A 16,548-nucleotide genomic window follows, 5' to 3' on the forward strand; every position below is an offset into this window, starting at 1 on the left:
ACCATGAATGGCCAATAACTCCTTCTTTGAATAGCTTGCGACTTGCTGACCTGCCACGGGATTTTTCCTCCATTTGGAATTAGAGTCCGACCCAAGGAAGGGACGGACAATGAAGCGAACGAGATACACGGAAGTGAATCGCTCCGGGTTTGTCGGAGACCATCAACTTAAGTAAGGATGATGGTTATGACGAAAAGCAAAATGGCAAATCGCTACTCGCCCGAGGTCCGCGCACGTGCGGTGCGGATGGTGTTCGAGCATCAGGGCTCATACGAAACGCAGGCGGGCGCGATCGCGGCCATTGCACCCAAGATTGGCTGTATTCCCCAGACGCTGCGCGAATGGATCAAGCAGGCCGAGAAAGACAGCGGCATGCGCGATGGGGTGACCACTGAGGAACGGGACCGGATCAAGGCCCTGGAGCGTGAGGTCCGGGAGCTGCGCCAGGCGAATGAAATTCTCCGCAAGGCGTCAGCTTATTTTGCGCAGGCGGAACTCGACCGCCCACTGAAGCGATGATTGCCTTCATTGAAGATCAGCGCATTGTTTACGGCGTCGAGTCGATCTGCAGGGTTCTGCCGATCGCGCCGTCAACGTTTTATCACCGCCTCGCATGTCGCGCTGATCCTTCCAAAGCATCGGCGCGACATCAGCGGGATGCGGAATTGCGACCAGAAATCAAAAGGGTCTGGGATGAAAACTATCAAGTCTACGGGGTCCGCAAGGCGTGGCACCAGATGAAGCGCGAGCGCTTTGATGTGGCCCGCTGCACGGTTGCACGCTTGATGAAGCAGATCGGCATCCGTGGGGCTGTGCGCGGCAAGGTGGTCAAAACAACGGTTCCAGACACGTCAGCGCCCTGTCCGCGTGACAAGGTGAACCGTCAGTTCCGGGCACCGGCACCAAACATGCTGTGGGTCAGTGATTTTACCTACGTGTCGACATGGCAGGGCTTTATCTATGTGGCCTTCGTCATCGACACATTCGCTGATCGCATTGTTGGTTGGCGGGTATCGCGGTCTGCCAAGACAGACTTTGTTCTCGATGCCTTGGAACAGGCCCTGCATGATCGACGGCCTGTCCAGAAGAGCGGCTTGGTCCATCACTCGGATCGCGGCGGGCAATATTTGTCTATTCGATACACCGAGCGTTTGGCCGAAGCGGGCATTGAGCCATCGGTCGGCAGCGTCGGTGACTCATATGACAACGCCCTCGCGGAAACCATAAACGGCCTCTACAAAACCGAGCTGGTTCACCGCCAGGGCCCTTGGCGCAACATGCAGGATCTGGAAATGGCCACCCTCGGCTGGGTCGATTGGTTCAACCACAGACGCCTACTCGGGCCCATCGGGAACATCCCACCAGCAGAGGCTGAAGAGAACTTCTATGCAAAGCGTGACGTGCTCGATATGGTCGCGTGAAATGAAGCTATAGGTCTCCGACAAACCCGGAGCGATTCAAAGAACAGATCATCAGCATTCTGACCGAGCATGAGGCGGGCGCAAAGTGTGCCGATCTTTGCCGCAAGCACGGCATGTCGGAAGGCACCTTTTATGCGTGGAAGGCGAAGTTTGGCGGGATGACGGTTTCGGACGCCAAACGGCTGAAGGCGCTCGAGGACGAGAACGCAAAGCTGAAGAAGCTCTTGGCCGAGCAGATGCTGGACGCGGCGGCGATGAAGGAACTGCTGTCAAAAAAATGGTAGGGCCCGCCGTGAAGCGCGAAGCTGTCGCGCATCTGCAGGCCAAGCTGGGCCTGTCGGAGCGGCGGGCCTGCCGCCTTGTCGGGGCGGATCGCAAGATGATCCGCTACCAGTCCAGAAGGCCGTGCGAAACCGAGTTGCGCCGGCGGCTGCGGGATCTGGCCAATGAGCGCCGCCGGTTTGGCTATCGGCGTCTGTTCGTGTTGCTGCGCCGCGATGGCGAGCCGTCAGGGATCAACCGCATCTACCGGCTGTATCGAGAAGAAGGGCTCACGGTGCGCAAACGCCGGGCTCGGCGCAAAGCAGTAGGAACACGCGCCCCGATCTTGGTCGAAGCACGGCCCAATGCGCGCTGGTCGCTGGATTTCGTCCATGACCAGCTTGCCTGTGGCCGACGGTTCCGCATCCTGAACGTGGTCGACGACGTGACTCGGGAATGTCTGGCAGCTATCCCGGATACATCGATCTCCGGGCGGCGTGTTGCGCGGGAACTGGCGGCACTGATCGAACGGCGCGGAAAGCCTGGCATGATCGTCAGCGATAACGGCACCGAACTAACCAGTAACGCAATCTTAACCTTTGCCACGGAGCGCAAGATCGAATGGCATTACATCGCGCCGGGTAAGCCCATGCAGAACGGCTTCGTGGAAAGTTTCAACGGGCGCATGCGCGACGAGCTCCTGAACGAGACCATGTTCCGCAACATGGCCCATGCCCGCGCCGTGATCCGGGCCTGGGCCACCGACTTCAACGAAACACGCCCGCATTCGGCGCTTGGCTATCAGACGCCAATGGAATTCGCGGAACACCTCACCACCGCAACCGACACCCGCGCTGCGCCATCTGAAAGCTCCGCGCGGATGTCGGTTGCTCCACCTGCGCCAATCGGCGTATCAACCCAAAGGGCTCCGGTCCCGGCTGGATGAAAGTTCAGTGGCAGGTCACTTGCTGAGCGCACGGATACGCTCGAAATCTTCGCTGAGGCGCTTTCCCGCCGCGGTCACCATACGAACTTCGTTGTTGGGAACCAGACCAAGGGCGATGAGAGGGCAGTGAAGGCCGTCTTTGGTAGCGCACCGGATGGTTTTCGGCGGATCACGCACGGTAAGTCTGTAGAGTCCTACTTCCGCCCTGGCGGGAAGAACGCCCCGCATGGTCCGGCGTCGGTATTTCTCACGTATAAAATGGCTGAGGGCATCAACCTCCAATCAGCCGATACCTAGGATCAGCCAGACGACTGCGCGACCACAACTTCCACGACGTTCTCGCGCGCACCAAGGAGAGAATTTCGCCCGAACGTTATGCTCTGATCAGCAAGGCAAGAATAGAAGGCACTTGGGGTGCTGACCTGGCGCTGCTGTCTGCTAGGGAGAGGTTCACCGCGTTACACCTGAAGGGCGTCGACAAGCCGGCCAACTTCTTTCCCCCGCGTTTGCTGATGCTGCGACATTCCGAGGAGGGATTAGTGCTGGTCAGGGATCAGTTGAGCTGCGCCAAGATTCTTGAAGCGGCCTACGAGCGCACGAGAAGCCTGGGCTTAGAACAGACCCGCATGCCCTTGGAGGATCTGTCCAGCGCGCTCGAAATCATCGCAGAGCAGCTTGGAACGCTCACAGAGTGGGACCTACGCCCTGCTCGGGTCGAAAGCCTGATGAAAGCATGCGCGGAGTTCATGAGCCGGCGCGGCGAAAGCCGCCTCGATGATCAGGAACTGTTCGGGCACCTTTCTTTACCTGCCATCGAGATGATCTGTGAGGCATGGAGCAGACTGCTTGACCCCTTCTGGGAGCAAGCCAAGCAAGAGGTGCGGGACAGCTTCGCCTATGAAGACCTCCCAAAGGGCTATATCGCGATTCAGGCAATTCTTCAGAAGCTGGATGGTGATGCTCGCCACGCCGATGAAATTCATGAAATGATGTCAAAGGGCCCGGCGTCCAGTCGTGAGCCCGTATTTCCATCCTATCGGGGAACAGCCACTCCCCAAGCTCTTATTAGATCGGGGACGACTCGCTCCCGCGATTACCCCATGTGGATGCCCCCACCCGCCGGCATCGTATACAATGACGTGTGTGGATGTCCTCTGTTTGGCAAGCATTATCTTCGATTTTCGGCGGGGTCTTCGATCGGACGTGTGTCAGGCCTCTGAGTGTGGCCTTCTATGACGCCACGGGTGGGTCATGCTGTTCGGAAGGCTGGGTTCACATCGGTTCAGAGAGCTGCAAGCGCTCGTGCTCCGGGTCTGAATTTCCCTGCCTTGAACTTCGAAGTCCGTATCGCGCACTCCTCGTCGATCGCTCACCCTGGCCTTGCGGCCATGTCGTGCCTTTCCCCTTCTCGGGTTCAGATCACGCCATTCGATAATTCTCCTGCTTTGTCGAAATTGCCCAAATCATGCGCGCCGTTCGCGGTGAGCTTGAACCCGTGGCGCTGCACCGCTCACTGTTTGCCAAGGCAACGGCTGCCACCATCTTCGGTTTGCGTGCGACAAGTGCGGCCAGCCAGCGGTTTGTACTGCCGCCCCTGCGAACCACCCAGCGGATTACGCTCATGGCGCCAACAATCAGCAATCGACGGATGTCGGTTTGCCCCATTTTGCTGACCGATCCCAGTCTGGCCTTTCCGCCCGTTGACCTTTGTCGCGATACCAAGCCCAGCCAGGCGGCGAAGTTGCGGCCGCTGTCAAATGTATCAAGATCAGGGGCGAATGCCGCGACAGCGCCTGCGGTGACAGGGCCTATACCTAGGATGGTGCAAAGCCTGCGCAATTGCTCATCTGTCTTCGATGAGGTTTCCAGCTCATCGGAAAGCCGGTCAATGACTTCGGTGAGACGCGCAATCTGCTCAACATAGATCGATCCCATGTTTCGGACCGGCTCGGGCAGATCAGTACTCTCGTCAGCAAGGGCGCTCTCAAGCAGCTTGAGACTTGCGGGCCCTTTGGGCGCCACCAACCCGAACTCAGCCAAATGGCCGCGCAATGCGTTGATCAGCTGAGTGCGCTGTCGAACCATACATTGATGCGTGCGGTATGCGACTGCACGGCCTTGCGTTTCTGCGCTCTTCACTGCCACAAACCGCATGGTTGGTCGCAACGCAGCTTCTGCGATGGCCTCTGCATCCGCGCGGTCATTTTTCTGGCGTTTTACAAACGGCTTCACGTAAGCAGCCGGCACAAGGCGAACCTCATGACCACGGCTTTGCGCAAATCTTCCCCAGTGATGCGAGGTGGCACAAGCCTCCATTGCCACAATGCAGGCCGGGTGGTCAGCAAGTAGCGCCGCCAACCGAGTACGCGACATAGCGCGGTTGAATACAACCACCCCATCAAGCCCAACTCCACAGACCTGAAAACTGCCTTTTGCCAAGTCGATCGCCAAAATATTGATTGTTGATGTCATCGGTGTGCCCTCCACTAAGCGTATATAGAACCGTCATGGTATACGATGCCGGCGGGTGGGGGCATCCACGGCATCAGTTCAGATGGCAGAGGGGCGATCACTACCGGACCTGCTTAGGTCAGCCTGCTTTCAATTTGGAAAACAGCACATGTCCATCGCGCGCCTCTCCCATCGGGATCGCTATCAGCAGTTACGGCAAATGTCGGAAGGGCGGTCGACGCCGTTCGGAAAGAGAAGAAGTTCCGCGATCATTTATTGGAAACGCGTCGCTCAGGTTGCGCCAGCTTGGAGCGGACTGATCACATCATTCAGCGATGCCGTCCTTCCTCGGCCCAAAGCTGGGCCTTGCTCTACCACCGCTGGTCCGAGTTTGGCAGATCTCGTTCAAGCGGCCGCGCGGCTCCATCAGAAGCGGCAGGCGCTGTGAAAATTCCCAGTGAGTTTCAGGCGCGCGCGGCCAACCCGGCGTCATTCAGCTGTTCAGCGTCTGGCAGGTCGCGCAAGCTCTCCAGCCCGAAAGCTGCGAGGAACGCGTCTGTGGTCACGAAAGTATAGGGGGCACCACGACGCGGCGCGCGCGGCCCAGTTCCAATCAGACCGTGTGCATGCAGCCGCCCGATCAGGTCCCGGCTGATCTCTTTGCCGAAGATATCCTTGAGCCCGTCGCGGGTGATCGGCTGGTGGTAGGCGATGGCCGCCAAAATCGCGACGTCGAACTCGTTCAGGTCCAGAAGTTGGTCGCTCACATCGGCAGCGGCGCGGATCGCGGGCGCGTAGACAGGTCGCGTCCGGAACATCCACCCCCCGGCGACTTGGGCAATCTCGAACGCCCGCCCTTCAAGATCGGCGGCCAGATCCTCGACCAGCAGATCAACCGAAGTCCCCTGCCCCACGATGCGCGCCAGATCCTCGCGCGGTACAGGCGAGGCAGAGGCAAACAGCACCGCCTCGATCCGACGCATCCATTCCCGCCAGCGCAACTCCGGCGGCAGGTCGGATAGTTCGCGGTCAAGCTCGGGTTCGGTGCGATCCTTTGCCATCGCTACACCCCGTAGAGCCGGAAGGTGTCGCGGCCGGTCAGCTCGCGCACGGCGCCGAGATCGACAAGCCGGTCACAGAGCCGCCGCGCCGCGCGGTTCGGCAAAGGCAAGGCACTGGGCGCCACCGCGTCCTGCGTCAGGAATATTTCCACCGCCGCCCCTGCCCCCTTGGCCCGAAGCTTTGGTGCAACCCCTTTCAAAAGCGCAGCCCGACGCGCGAGGTCGACAGCCAGACGCGTGGCCTCGACCGCGGATGCGGTCACAGCGCGATGACAGGCCAGGCGCAAATCGTGGCCCCGCTGGCGCAGGTCTGTGCGTTTCAAACCCGCGGCCAGCAGTGGCACGACATGATCCCAACTAAGCGCCTGGGCGAGGGCGGCGTCCGCGAGGACCAGCGCTGCGTCGTCTGCACGTGGCGCCTCGCGCAGAACGGCTTCCAGCGCCATCGCGGCACGGGTCACCGGCGCTCCCTTCTCCGTATCGAGCCATGTAGCAATCTGGCCCAACTCCAGGGTCGGCAAGGCTCGGCCCAGAGCCTTGATCGACACCGGCCGCTCCACCGCGCGCCGCCAGGCCAAGCAGGTTTCGCCGGCCGGTCCGGGTAGATCACCGGGGCGCAGAAGACGCATCGCGTCGCGCAGCTCTGAGGCTCTTTCCGGACGCCCCGAAAACGCCACGCAAGCCTCCGCGGCGCGCAGCGCGAGGCGATCGCGCAACAAGGCGTGTGGTACCGCATGATGTCCCGAAATAACATGCAGGTAGCTCAGGGCCGCGCCCGACAAAAACGCTACATTTTCAGGGGCTTCACCTCGCGGCGAGGTGATCCAGGAGGGGGTCTTGAGTATCGTGTCGAGGGTGTCGATGGGATCGTGCAGGGTAAATGTCATGCATTGAGCTTATATCAGTGCGGCGCTTTAATCCAGAAAATAGCACTTATAGCGCCCTTCTCTATCTATTGCTATAAAGTCCAATAAGTTTGCATTATCGGACATAATTGAATATGCAGCGCGATATGCAAGAAAACAACGAGAAATCGACCGCAGCGGCCTCTGATACGATTGCTGATGCGCACCTTGACCAGAGCGCGCAAGAAACCGGCGATATCATTGCCCTGCCCGCGCATATCGCCGGTTCCGGCACGCTGGACAGGCTTGTTGATACCGCGCGCGATTATGCGCGTGCGGCCGCGTCCGAAAACACCCTCAAGGCCTATGCCAAGGATTGGGCGCATTTTGCACGCTGGTGCCGGATGCGCGGGGCGGACCCCCTGCCCCCGGCGCCGGAACTTGTGGGCCTTTATATCGCCGATCTGGCCGCACCACAGGGCGACGGTCCAACCAAGCCCCCTGCCCTATCGGTTGCCTCCATCGAGCGCCGTTTGTCTGGGTTGGGTTGGGGCTATACGCAGCGCGGGCTGCAGCTTGATCGCAAAGATCGCCATATCGCAAGCGTTCTGGCTGGTATTCGGCGCAAACATGCGCGCCCACCCGTGCAGAAAGAAGCCATCCTGGCCGACGACATCCGCGCCATGGTCGCCACCCTGCCCCATGACCTGCGGGGCTTGCGCGACCGCGCCATTTTGCTGATCGGGTTTACCGGCGGGTTGCGGCGCTCGGAAATCGTCAGCCTGGACCGGCACAAGGATGACACGATGGACTCTGGCGGTTGGATTGACATTCTGGAAGGCGGCGCATTGATCACCCTGCGCGGCAAGACCGGCTGGCGCGAAGTGGAGATCGGGCGCGGGTCCTCCGAGCAGACCTGCCCTGTCCACGCCCTAGAACAATGGCTGCATTACGGGCGCATCAGTTTCGGGCCGATCTTCACCGGCGTCACCCGCGATGGCAAACGCGCGCGCGAGACTCGTCTGAATGACAAGCACGTCGCCCGATTGATCAAGGCCTGCGTGCTGGATGCAGGTCTGCGCCCCGATCTGCCTGATTTGGAACGGATCAAGTTATACTCTGGCCATTCTTTGCGCGCGGGTCTGGCCAGCAGTGCCGAGGTGGATGAGCGCTATGTGCAGAAACAACTGGGCCATGCCAGCGCCGAGATGACCCGCCGCTATCAGCGCAGGCGTGACAGGTTCCGCGTCAACCTCACCAAAGCAGCGGGTTTGTGACTATTTGCCTTCGGGTCCGGCATGCGGACGCTATCTGCCACATGGAAACAGGTCGAGACATTCCTTGATCAGGAGCCGGGTTTCAGGAAACACTCAGAAGATACCGCGTTGATCTGCCGCCTTCGGCCCCTTTGAAAACTGCTCCGACTGCTTCCAGTTCAGCCAGGTCGCGTGTTGCAGTGGCAAGAGAGACGCCTGCTATCTTCGAATACGGACCCGCGCTGATACCCTCGGATACACGCCGAGGTCCTTCAGCGAAGAGGCGGCGCAACACCTTCTCACCCCGCTGTGAAAGGTTTGAAAAGCGCATGAAATATGCGTTGCGCATGACCAAGAACCTGGCCTCTGCCTCGGCCTCAACGATCCCGGCCGTCAGGCGCTCGAGGAACCACAAGACGAATGGAGTGGCGTCGATATGATCGCCAGACACCATTCGCCCAGCCTGAAGTGCCTGATAGTAACCTTGTTTATCAGACTCAATCTGGCGCGACAGAGAAAACGGCAAGGCAGCGTCTTGCGCAAAGATATATTCAATAAGGGCCCGGCCAATCCGCCCATTCCCGTCGCTGAAAGGGTGAATCGACTCAAACCAAAGGTGAGCGAGGGCCGCACGGACAGGGACCGGACGACGGTCAGTTTGCAGGTTGGTCAAAAATTCTTGCATCATAGCAGGCACGCGGTCATGCGGTGGTGCTGAATAAAGAACCTCTTCCTTGCCGACATTCGCACCACGCACGATCACGATCGGGAAGCTCCGCCACCGTCCTTTATCTTCCAGATCAACACCGTGAAACAAAAGTTGGTGCCAGTGGAACAAGCGATCCTCGGATAAAGCCCCCTGCCCTTCTCTGGCTTCCAGCATCAAAGTTGCAATGGCGTCTGTACGTCGTTGGGGCTCGGCGCCCCGATGGGCCAGTGACGCTACGACGGATGCTTCGATTTCCTCTGCACGAAGGATCGCCCCCTCGATTGCGAAACTGGCTACAGCTTCGTTGGTTACAGCCCGCATAAAGGTTTCGCGCCGCTCTTCCGCGCTCAAAGCCATCTGCAACCCTTTGATGGACCCGAGACGTGCGGAGAAATCTGCCAGCGGGCCTTCGGTCGCCGCTGCATCATGTCGAAAGTTGGGCCAGGAGGGTGTTTGCCAGATATCCATGAGGGGAATATGCCAACTATTCCCCTCATAATCCACCGCCCGATGACGGGAATAATAAAATAATTCTCATCATCAGTTCCTGCACTGCACGCAAGTCGGACATCGGAGGCAATACCAACCTCTGCATACGGTCGTTTATTAGCCGTATCCGTAACTGCAAAAGGCAGGATTTGATGCCGTTGATAGGCTATGCGCGAGTATCGACCGAGGATCAGACCCCCCTGCCCCAGTCGCAGGCCCTGAAATCAGCGGGCTGTGTCGAAATCCATGAGGAACAGGCTTCTGGCGGTGATCGTGCACGGCCTGTGCTGGCGCGGGTGCTGGAACGCGTTGGCAAGGGCGACACGCTGGTGGTTGTGCGTATCGACCGGCTGGCCCGGTCGCTGTCGCATTTGCTGGAGGTGATTGAACGGCTGGAGGCCAAGGGCGCCTTCTTTCGGTCAATCCAAGACCCGATCGATACCGCGTCCCCGCAGGGCAAGTTCACGCTGCAGGTGCTGGGCGCCGCGGCGGAATTTGAACGCGCGCTGATCCGGGAACGCACCAAGGCCGGCCTCGCCAGCGCGCGAACAAAGGGGCGGGTCGGCGGAAACCCTGGCCTGCGCGCGCGGGATCCGGCAGCGCTGCGCAAGGTGCGACTTGCGCGACAGGACGGATATATGGAGCGCCTGAATAAAACCGCGCAGGACTGGGTGCCGCATGTGCGCCGCTTGCGCCCCGATCTGGCTTGGGAAGACGTGGTGCGCATCGTCAACGGCCCCCTGCCCCGCGAGCGTCAATGGACGCAAAGCCGACTGCTGCGCGCTGTGAACGCCTATGTCCGCGATGGGTTCCTCCCCGCGACCGTGCTTGATCGCTCGGGCCCACGAGCGCGAGATGACCGCCTGCCCGCCATCGTGGCGGGCATCAAGGGCGCGGATCCCGACATTACGCTTCAGGCCATCTGCGCCCGCTTGGAGAACATGCGTGAGCGCACCCCCCGTGGGAGGGCAAGCTGGCAGCCGTCATCAGTGAAGATGCTGCTGGAGCGGGCCGAGAGGCTGGGATTGCTCGACTGAGATCTCCGGGAATCGCCCATCCGATTCTGCCAGCTGATTTCTGTATGCACTAACAATATATCTTGTGGTCACTTCATAGCTGGCAACGAAGTGTTGAAGTAGCGTGAGAGCTCAGTCGTCCAAGACACTGATTTTTAACAGTTTACTATCGACGGAAATAGGCACATTCAACGCCCCTAGGCCGCTCAACGGTTTGGTCTGGATTTATCCAAAATATCTGTTAAGCTCTGCTAAACAATAAAGACTTGAGGGCAGTAATGAACGGGATACGGGCCTCCCAGAGATTCGAAGTCATGTCCAAGCGGCTTGGTAGTCGGTTACGTGAACATGCGCAGGAAACCTTCCCCCCGGACGCTCAGAAGGGCCTCCGACGCTTCGCCATGCGAGAAGCGGCCGAACTGCTTCGCATTAATCAGAACACCTTTCGCCATCATGTGTCAAACCTCGAAGGCTTTCCCGAAGGTATCTTGGAGGGCGGCAACCGCCGTAGCTTCTCTGCAGAGGAGATGGTCGAAGCACAACGCGTACTTCTCGAGACTGGAAGGATCAAGCCAGAAGAACACCCGCACAGAAGACCAGGAGAGGCTTGTCAGGTCTTGACGATCTTCAACCTGAAGGGTGGCTCCGCTAAGACGTCATCTGTTGCCCATGTAGGGCAACTACTGGGTCTGCGCGGTTACAGGGTCTTGCTGATCGACCTCGACAGCCAGGCAAGTCTGACAAACCTGTTCGGGGTTACTCCCGAGCTCGACCCGGATATGCCGACTTCATACGATCTTATCCGATCCGACGATCCACTACCTGCAGCAGAGATCATTCGCAAAACGAACTTCCCGACTGTAGATCTGATCCCGGCATCCATGGACATCATGGAGTACGAGTTCGAGGTCGCTCTGAGCTTCAGACACGGCGCTACCACATTCCATAGCCGTATCCGTGAAGCGCTTGAGCCCGTCCTGAACCGGTATGACGTGGTGATCTTCGACACCCCGCCGCAGCTGAACTTTTCGGTGATCTCCGCCCTCTTTGCATCGACCGGGGTCCTGATCCCGCTCAACGCGTCGATGCTCGATGTCATGTCGCTGGCAAGCTTTCTGGGCATGGCGAGCAACCTGATGGGCGTCGTCGAGGCACACGCCCCGGAACATGGACTGAACTTCGTGCGAGTTCTGATCACACGCTACGAACACACGGATGGTCCGCAAGTTCAGATTTCGTCTCTGCTTCGGACAGTCCTCGGGGATGCCGTGCTGTCTGCCGAGTTCCTGAAATCAACAGCCGTAGGTGACGCTGCAAATACCCAGCAGAGCATCTTCGAAGTCGAACCTCGCGACGTGAACCGCAGAACTTACGAGCGTGCGATCGAGTCCGTTTCGCGCGTAACCGACGAAGTCGAACGCGAAATCCTTAAGGCATGGGGGCGTAGCCATGGCGCGTAAGGTCTTTGGGGACTCACTCAAGAACGCGATGGGCAAAACGCCGCCTTCGGACGAGGATCTGGATGTGAAGCGCACGAGCCCGACTGTAGCTCGCGCACAAGCATCCGTGCTCGAAGAGGATAAACACGCCACGCGGTTGATCGACCCGACCACCATACGGATGTCCGCGGTCATGGACCGCATCGATCCAAGCGATGGGCTGCATGAGCTTGTGTCATCGATCCGCGAGCACGGTCAAAAGGTTCCAGTGCTGGTTCGCCGAACCGAGGACGGTGCGCTTGAGATAGTCTATGGACGCCGTCGGCTTCTCGCCTGTCGCCAACTTGGTCAGAAGGTGCGTGCATCGGTCATGGAAATGACCGACGAGGAAGCACTCATCGCCCAAGGCGTGGAGAACAATGCCCGCCAAGACCCATCATTCATCGAAAGGGCTCTCTTCGTCGCCGGCATCATTCGGGAGCTTGGGAAAACCGACGAAACGCGCAAGAACGCTCAAACGATCGCGTATCGGGCACTTCAAATCGATGAATCGCTTGTCTCTCGGATGAACCGTATCGCTACAGGCATCCCAATGGAACTGATCCAGGCTATCGGACCTGCACACGGCGTTGGTCGGAGGGTTTGGGAAAAGCTATTCAGGCTATGCGAGAAAGACGTCGCGAGAGCGCGAGAAGTTGCAGACGAAATCCCTCGCAACATCCCGGGCCCCGACCGTCTCGAAGCGGCGGTTACCTTGCTGACTGCCACCAAAACGTCGACGCAGAAGGCACATCCCAGTGAGCGCGTGAAGATCGGCCGAAAAGGCAACCGCATTACCATCGATGTGGACGCTGATCTTGTACCTCGTGTTGAGGATGCAGTCCGGAAGCTGATCACGGAGCTTCTTGACCGCGGTCAAGAGATGCCAGAGTGACGACCCCGTGTCTTGACCGCGGTCAAGACATCAAAAGCAACGAGCAGAAAACGAAAGGAGGACCGGCTAGAAAAAGAAAGACCCCCCGAAAGCGATGCTTCCGAAGGGCCTCAATCAGTCTCGACACCTGATTGATACCCCCAAAACGAATTGATTTCAACACCGCTTGCGGTGAACGGGGAAGCTTTTTCTTCCGAAACACCATGAGACATGCAACTGAAACAACAACCGCCTTGGCGGAACGGACATCTTTGCCCTGCCCTAACCCCTATGAGCTTCTGGGCCCGGTTCGCGTACTAAAGAAGGAGCTCGGTCTCACAGCCAATGACCTCGCCGTTCTGACCGCGCTCATTAGCTTCCTGCCCCGCAAAGAACGCGAGATTCAGGACAGCCAGCGACTTACGCTCACTGTCGTGTTCCCATCGAACGCTTCTCTGTCAGAGCGCGCCAATGGGCTCGACGAGAGAACACTTCGACGCAGCCTAGGACGCCTCTCAGCTGCTGAACTGATCGAGCGAAAGAGCTCAGCAAATGGCAAGCGCTTTCCGCTGCGTTATGGAGGCGTTATCAGAGATGCGTTCGGTATCGACCTGAAGCCCTTGATCCAAAGGTACGGCGCGCTCGCGACTCAAGCCTTGCAGCTCACCGAGGAACGCGAGCGCTTGCGCTCACTAAAAGCTGAGGCGTTAGCCCTACGTGCTTCGCTTCTCCAACAGACACGCTTCGATGAAGCAAAGCTGTCTACCCTCAACATGATCAGAAATGTCCTGCGTCGAGCAACATTAACCGTTGATGCAGTCCTGAACGTTATCTCAGAACTTAGGGCCCTCGGAGCCAGTACCGACGCAAGCTACGGTGAACACCATGCCGCAGCAAAAGCTGGTTCCGAAGACAATTCCCAAGCTGTCGAACACCAACCTCATGCACCAGAATCCAACGATCTGCCCGCCACAAACGGACAAAATGTCCGGCACATAGAGTCTATAAAAAAAGATATTAAAAAGATTGCTTCCGCTATGGTTAATCGCGGTGAACAAACCGCAAAAACCAAACCCACGATCAACCGAGACACAGCACGCATGGCATGGGAAGACTTCACCCATGTTGCGGCATTTTTCCCAGAACCTCCACGCACAGGAGAAGCCCTTACCCGCATTCTATACGACCTCGGTCGATTGCTAAGAATAAACCAAGACGAACTGAGGCATGGCATCCAGAAAGCTGGCGCAGGCAAACTGCTTCTCGTCTTCGACTACCTGATAGCAAGAGCAGACACGATCAGAAACCCTGGCGCTTATTTTGTAAGGATCCTACGCACACAACTTGCTCCCACATGAGCTTCTTGACCGCGGTCAAGAAGTACCATGAGAGGGAAAGGGTTGTTGGTTTGAGGGTGACGGGAAGTGAGATCGGGAGAGTGGCTTCCGGCGCCCGTTGTGGAGATGATCTGATGGCGAAATCTGCTATGAGAATTACCCTGTCCGCATCCAAGGACATCCCTTTCGACAAGCTCATGCTGAGCCAGTCCAATGTGCGGCGCATCAAGGCCGGTGTCTCTGTTGAGGAACTTGCCGAGGATATCGCGCGGCGTGGATTGCTGCAGGGCTTGAGCGTCCGGGCGGTGTTGAATGACGATGGCACCGAAACCGGCATGTATGAAATTCCTGCGGGCGGGCGGCGGTTTCAGGCGCTGGCTCTGCTGGTGAAGCAGAAACGACTGGCCAGGACAGCCCCCATTCCCTGCATTCTGCGTGAGGCTGGGTCGAACATTCTGGCGGAAGACGATTCACTGGCTGAGAATATGCAGCGCGTCGCTCTGCACCCGCTCGACCAGTTTCGCGCATTCGTGGCTTTGCGCGAGAAGGGTCAGGGCGATGAAGCGATCGCCGCGGCCTTCTTTGTCACGCCGCAAGTGGTGAAGCAGCGGCTGAAGCTGGCCTCTGTGGCCCCTGCCCTTTTGGATGTCTATGCCGAGGATGGCATGACGCTTGAGCAGCTCATGGCCTTTACCGTCAATCCTGATCACGACCGCCAGATGCAGGTCTGGGATGTGATCTCATCCTCGTGGAACAAGGAGCCGTTTCAGATCCGGCGCATGCTGACGGAAACCTCGGTCCGCGCCTCGGATCGTCGTGCGGTGTTCGTCGGGCCTGAGGCTTATGAAGCCGCTGGCGGCACGGTTCTGCGCGATCTGTTTCAAGGCGATGATGGCGGCTGGCTTGAAGATGTCGCGCTGCTCGATCGTCTTGTCGCGGATCGGTTGCAGTGCGAGGCAGAGGTGATTTCTTCCGAGGGCTGGAAGTGGATCGAGGTCGCGCTCGACCTGCCCTATGGCTACAGCCACGGGCTGCGGCGGTTGTCCGGTGATCCGGCACCAATGAGCGATGAGGAGATTGCGGCCCATGCAGCGCTGCTGGCTGAGTACCGCGCACTTGAGGATGAGTATGCCGGTCAGGATGAAATCCCCGAAGAGGTTGATGCCAGGCTGGGGGAACTCGAGCAAGCCATGGAAGCGATCGAGGCGCGGCCGCTGATCTTCGATCCAGACGAGGTCACGCGGGCCGGGGCCTTTGTGACCCTTGATCGCTCGGGACAGCTGTCAGTTTACCGCGGCTATGTCCGCCCAGAGGATGAGCCGCGCGCAGAGACCGCGGTTCAGGATGGCAGCGAGGCTGGCGCTGCTCAGATGGGGCAGGGGGGTGATGTCGGGCTTTCAGCTTTGGGTCACGATGGCAGCGATGCCGGGGCCCATGTCGGGACCATCATCACGTCCGGCGGTCAGCCGCTTGGGGCTGGTCTGCCGGAGGACGAGGATGATGGCGCTTTGAAGCCACTGCCCGAGCGGCTGGTTCAGGAATTGACTGCACATCGCACGCTGGCGTTGCGCGAGGCCCTTGGCCGGTCTCCCGATGTCGCGCTGACGCTTCTTCTGATGAAACTGGTGGGTGACACGTTCCACAGCGCGGGGGCGGCGTCGGGCGGTTGTCTCGAGGCTTCAGTCCGGCAGGTCTATTTGCCTGCGCAAGCGCCGGATCTGAAGGACAGCGCCGTGGCGCTTGCCGTCGATGATCGCCACGCCGCATGGGAAGCCGATCTGCCCCTTGGCAATGAAGCTGCGCTCTGGGACTATCTGTCAGTGCTCGACCAGGGCAGCCGCCTGTCCTTGCTGGCCCATTGCCTCAGCTTCGGGATCAATGCCCTTCATGAAAAGGTGAACCCATATGGTGCGGGCATTTCCGCCTCTGGCCTGACACGGCGCATGGCGCAGGCGGATCGGCTGGCCCAGGCTGTCGATCTCGACATGGTGGATGCTGGCTGGGAGCCGACAGTCGACACCTATCTCAACCGTGTGCCCAAGGCGCGTATTCTCGAAGCCGTGCGCGAGGCGAAAGGGGAGGGGACAGCCCAGCTTCTGGATCACCTCAAGAAGGGCGAGATGGCGACCGAGGCCGAGCGGCTGCTCAAAGGCTCCGGCTGGTTGCCCGAGGTCCTGCGTCGCGCTGATCTGGCAGCGCTTGACGGCGAAGATGGCGCGGAAGGGCAGGGGGCCGATATCGGCTCGGACACCTTGGAAAGCGTCAGTGATGCTGACCTTCCAGCCTTCCTGACCGATGATCTGCCGGATGCGGCCGAGGCCATGATGGCTGCAGAGTGATCTGAGCATCCGAGGGCGGGGAAATCCGCCCTCACTTCCCCTTTATCATAACAATATCAACAGGA

Annotated in this window: 13 protein-coding genes and 1 other annotated feature; of the genes, 9 read left to right on the plus strand and 4 right to left on the minus strand. The window is 59.1% G+C overall.

What is annotated here, in order from left to right; genetic code table 11:
* Positions 1-186 precede the first annotated feature (186 nt).
* The 3 genes from P8S53_RS20820 to P8S53_RS20830 all read left to right on the plus strand — a co-directional run bounded on the left by P8S53_RS20820 (position 187) and on the right by P8S53_RS20830 (position 3,848).
* Positions 187-1,421, plus strand: a protein-coding gene (locus P8S53_RS20820; RefSeq protein WP_277807420.1) for an IS3 family transposase whose coding sequence is annotated in 2 segments (ribosomal slippage) — positions 187-481 and positions 481-1,421 — 1,236 coding nt in all. Because the reading frame shifts where the segments join, the coding sequence is not laid out codon by codon here.
* Positions 474-590, plus strand: a sequence feature (AL1L pseudoknot). It overlaps the preceding gene by 117 nt.
* Before the next feature lie 47 nt (positions 1,422-1,468).
* Positions 1,469-2,628, plus strand: a protein-coding gene (locus P8S53_RS20825) for an IS3 family transposase (protein ID WP_277807549.1) whose coding sequence is annotated in 2 segments (ribosomal slippage) — positions 1,469-1,700 and positions 1,700-2,628 — 1,161 coding nt in all. Because the reading frame shifts where the segments join, the coding sequence is not laid out codon by codon here.
* A 539-nt stretch (positions 2,629-3,167) separates the two neighbouring features.
* Positions 3,168-3,848 carry a hypothetical protein gene (locus P8S53_RS20830; protein ID WP_277807421.1) on the plus strand — a complete coding sequence of 227 codons (681 nt, stop codon included), beginning with the start codon at positions 3,168-3,170 and terminating at the stop codon, positions 3,846-3,848.
* A 199-nt stretch (positions 3,849-4,047) separates the two neighbouring features.
* Here P8S53_RS20830 and P8S53_RS20835 read toward each other — a convergent pair whose 3' ends face one another.
* The 3 genes from P8S53_RS20835 to P8S53_RS20845 form a co-directional block, all read right to left on the minus strand.
* A complete protein-coding gene (locus P8S53_RS20835) occupies positions 4,048-5,100 on the minus strand; it encodes an IS110 family transposase (RefSeq protein ID WP_277807422.1) in 1,053 nt (350 codons plus the stop codon).
* Between the two features lie 443 nt (positions 5,101-5,543).
* A complete protein-coding gene (locus P8S53_RS20840; protein WP_277807423.1) occupies positions 5,544-6,140 on the minus strand; it encodes an SMC-Scp complex subunit ScpB in 597 nt (198 codons plus the stop codon).
* A 2-nt stretch (positions 6,141-6,142) separates the two neighbouring features.
* On the minus strand, positions 6,143-7,027 hold the full coding sequence (locus P8S53_RS20845) for a DUF1403 family protein (protein ID WP_277807424.1): 885 nt from the start codon (positions 7,025-7,027) through the stop codon (positions 6,143-6,145).
* A gap of 125 nt (positions 7,028-7,152) precedes the next feature.
* On the opposite strand from P8S53_RS20845, the gene P8S53_RS20850 reads away from it, so the two are divergent.
* Entirely contained in the window at positions 7,153-8,262 is a 1,110-nt protein-coding gene (locus P8S53_RS20850; RefSeq protein ID WP_373418563.1) for a tyrosine-type recombinase/integrase, read from the plus strand.
* A gap of 82 nt (positions 8,263-8,344) precedes the next feature.
* Here the strand turns inward: P8S53_RS20850 and P8S53_RS20855 are convergent, their stop codons facing one another.
* Positions 8,345-9,418, minus strand: a complete 1,074-nt coding sequence (locus P8S53_RS20855) for a Fic family protein (RefSeq protein WP_277807426.1) — start codon at positions 9,416-9,418, stop codon at positions 8,345-8,347.
* A 173-nt stretch (positions 9,419-9,591) separates the two neighbouring features.
* Here P8S53_RS20855 and P8S53_RS20860 point away from each other — a divergent pair, with 173 nt between their 5' ends.
* The 5 genes from P8S53_RS20860 (at position 9,592) to P8S53_RS20880 (ending at position 16,483) form a co-directional block, all read left to right on the plus strand.
* Positions 9,592-10,476, plus strand: a complete 885-nt coding sequence (locus P8S53_RS20860) for a recombinase family protein (RefSeq protein WP_277807427.1) — start codon at positions 9,592-9,594, stop codon at positions 10,474-10,476.
* A 293-nt stretch (positions 10,477-10,769) separates the two neighbouring features.
* Positions 10,770-11,915, plus strand: coding sequence for a plasmid partitioning protein RepA (gene repA / locus P8S53_RS20865; RefSeq protein ID WP_277807428.1), 1,146 nt, complete (start codon positions 10,770-10,772; stop codon positions 11,913-11,915).
* The gene (locus P8S53_RS20870) at positions 11,905-12,828 is read left to right on the plus strand and encodes a ParB/RepB/Spo0J family partition protein (RefSeq protein WP_277807429.1); all 924 of its coding nucleotides are present in this window, start codon (positions 11,905-11,907) and stop codon (positions 12,826-12,828) included. Before repA ends, P8S53_RS20870 begins: the two co-directional genes overlap by 11 nt.
* 203 nt (positions 12,829-13,031) lie before the next feature.
* Positions 13,032-14,165 carry a helix-turn-helix domain-containing protein gene (locus P8S53_RS20875; protein WP_277807430.1) on the plus strand — a complete coding sequence of 378 codons (1,134 nt, stop codon included), beginning with the start codon at positions 13,032-13,034 and terminating at the stop codon, positions 14,163-14,165.
* Between the two features lie 113 nt (positions 14,166-14,278).
* Positions 14,279-16,483 carry a ParB/RepB/Spo0J family partition protein gene (locus P8S53_RS20880; RefSeq protein WP_277807431.1) on the plus strand — a complete coding sequence of 735 codons (2,205 nt, stop codon included), beginning with the start codon at positions 14,279-14,281 and terminating at the stop codon, positions 16,481-16,483.
* The last annotated feature ends 65 nt before the right edge of the window (positions 16,484-16,548 follow it).

The organism is Roseinatronobacter sp. S2, from assembly GCF_029581395.1.
Taxonomy (GTDB): domain Bacteria; phylum Pseudomonadota; class Alphaproteobacteria; order Rhodobacterales; family Rhodobacteraceae; genus Roseinatronobacter.

Coding starts and splice junctions, on each gene's coding strand:
- P8S53_RS20835 (WP_277807422.1), bottom strand. CDS start 5,100: ATGACATCAACAATCAATATTTTGGCGATCGACTTGGCAAAAGGCAGT.
- P8S53_RS20840 (WP_277807423.1), bottom strand. CDS start 6,140: ATGGCAAAGGATCGCACCGAACCCGAGCTTGACCGCGAACTATCCGAC.
- P8S53_RS20845 (WP_277807424.1), bottom strand. CDS start 7,027: ATGACATTTACCCTGCACGATCCCATCGACACCCTCGACACGATACTC.
- P8S53_RS20850 (WP_373418563.1), top strand. CDS start 7,153: ATGCAAGAAAACAACGAGAAATCGACCGCAGCGGCCTCTGATACGATT.
- P8S53_RS20855 (WP_277807426.1), bottom strand. CDS start 9,418: ATGGATATCTGGCAAACACCCTCCTGGCCCAACTTTCGACATGATGCA.
- P8S53_RS20860 (WP_277807427.1), top strand. CDS start 9,592: ATGCCGTTGATAGGCTATGCGCGAGTATCGACCGAGGATCAGACCCCC.
- repA (WP_277807428.1), top strand. CDS start 10,770: ATGTCCAAGCGGCTTGGTAGTCGGTTACGTGAACATGCGCAGGAAACC.
- P8S53_RS20870 (WP_277807429.1), top strand. CDS start 11,905: ATGGCGCGTAAGGTCTTTGGGGACTCACTCAAGAACGCGATGGGCAAA.
- P8S53_RS20875 (WP_277807430.1), top strand. CDS start 13,032: ATGAGACATGCAACTGAAACAACAACCGCCTTGGCGGAACGGACATCT.
- P8S53_RS20880 (WP_277807431.1), top strand. CDS start 14,279: ATGGCGAAATCTGCTATGAGAATTACCCTGTCCGCATCCAAGGACATC.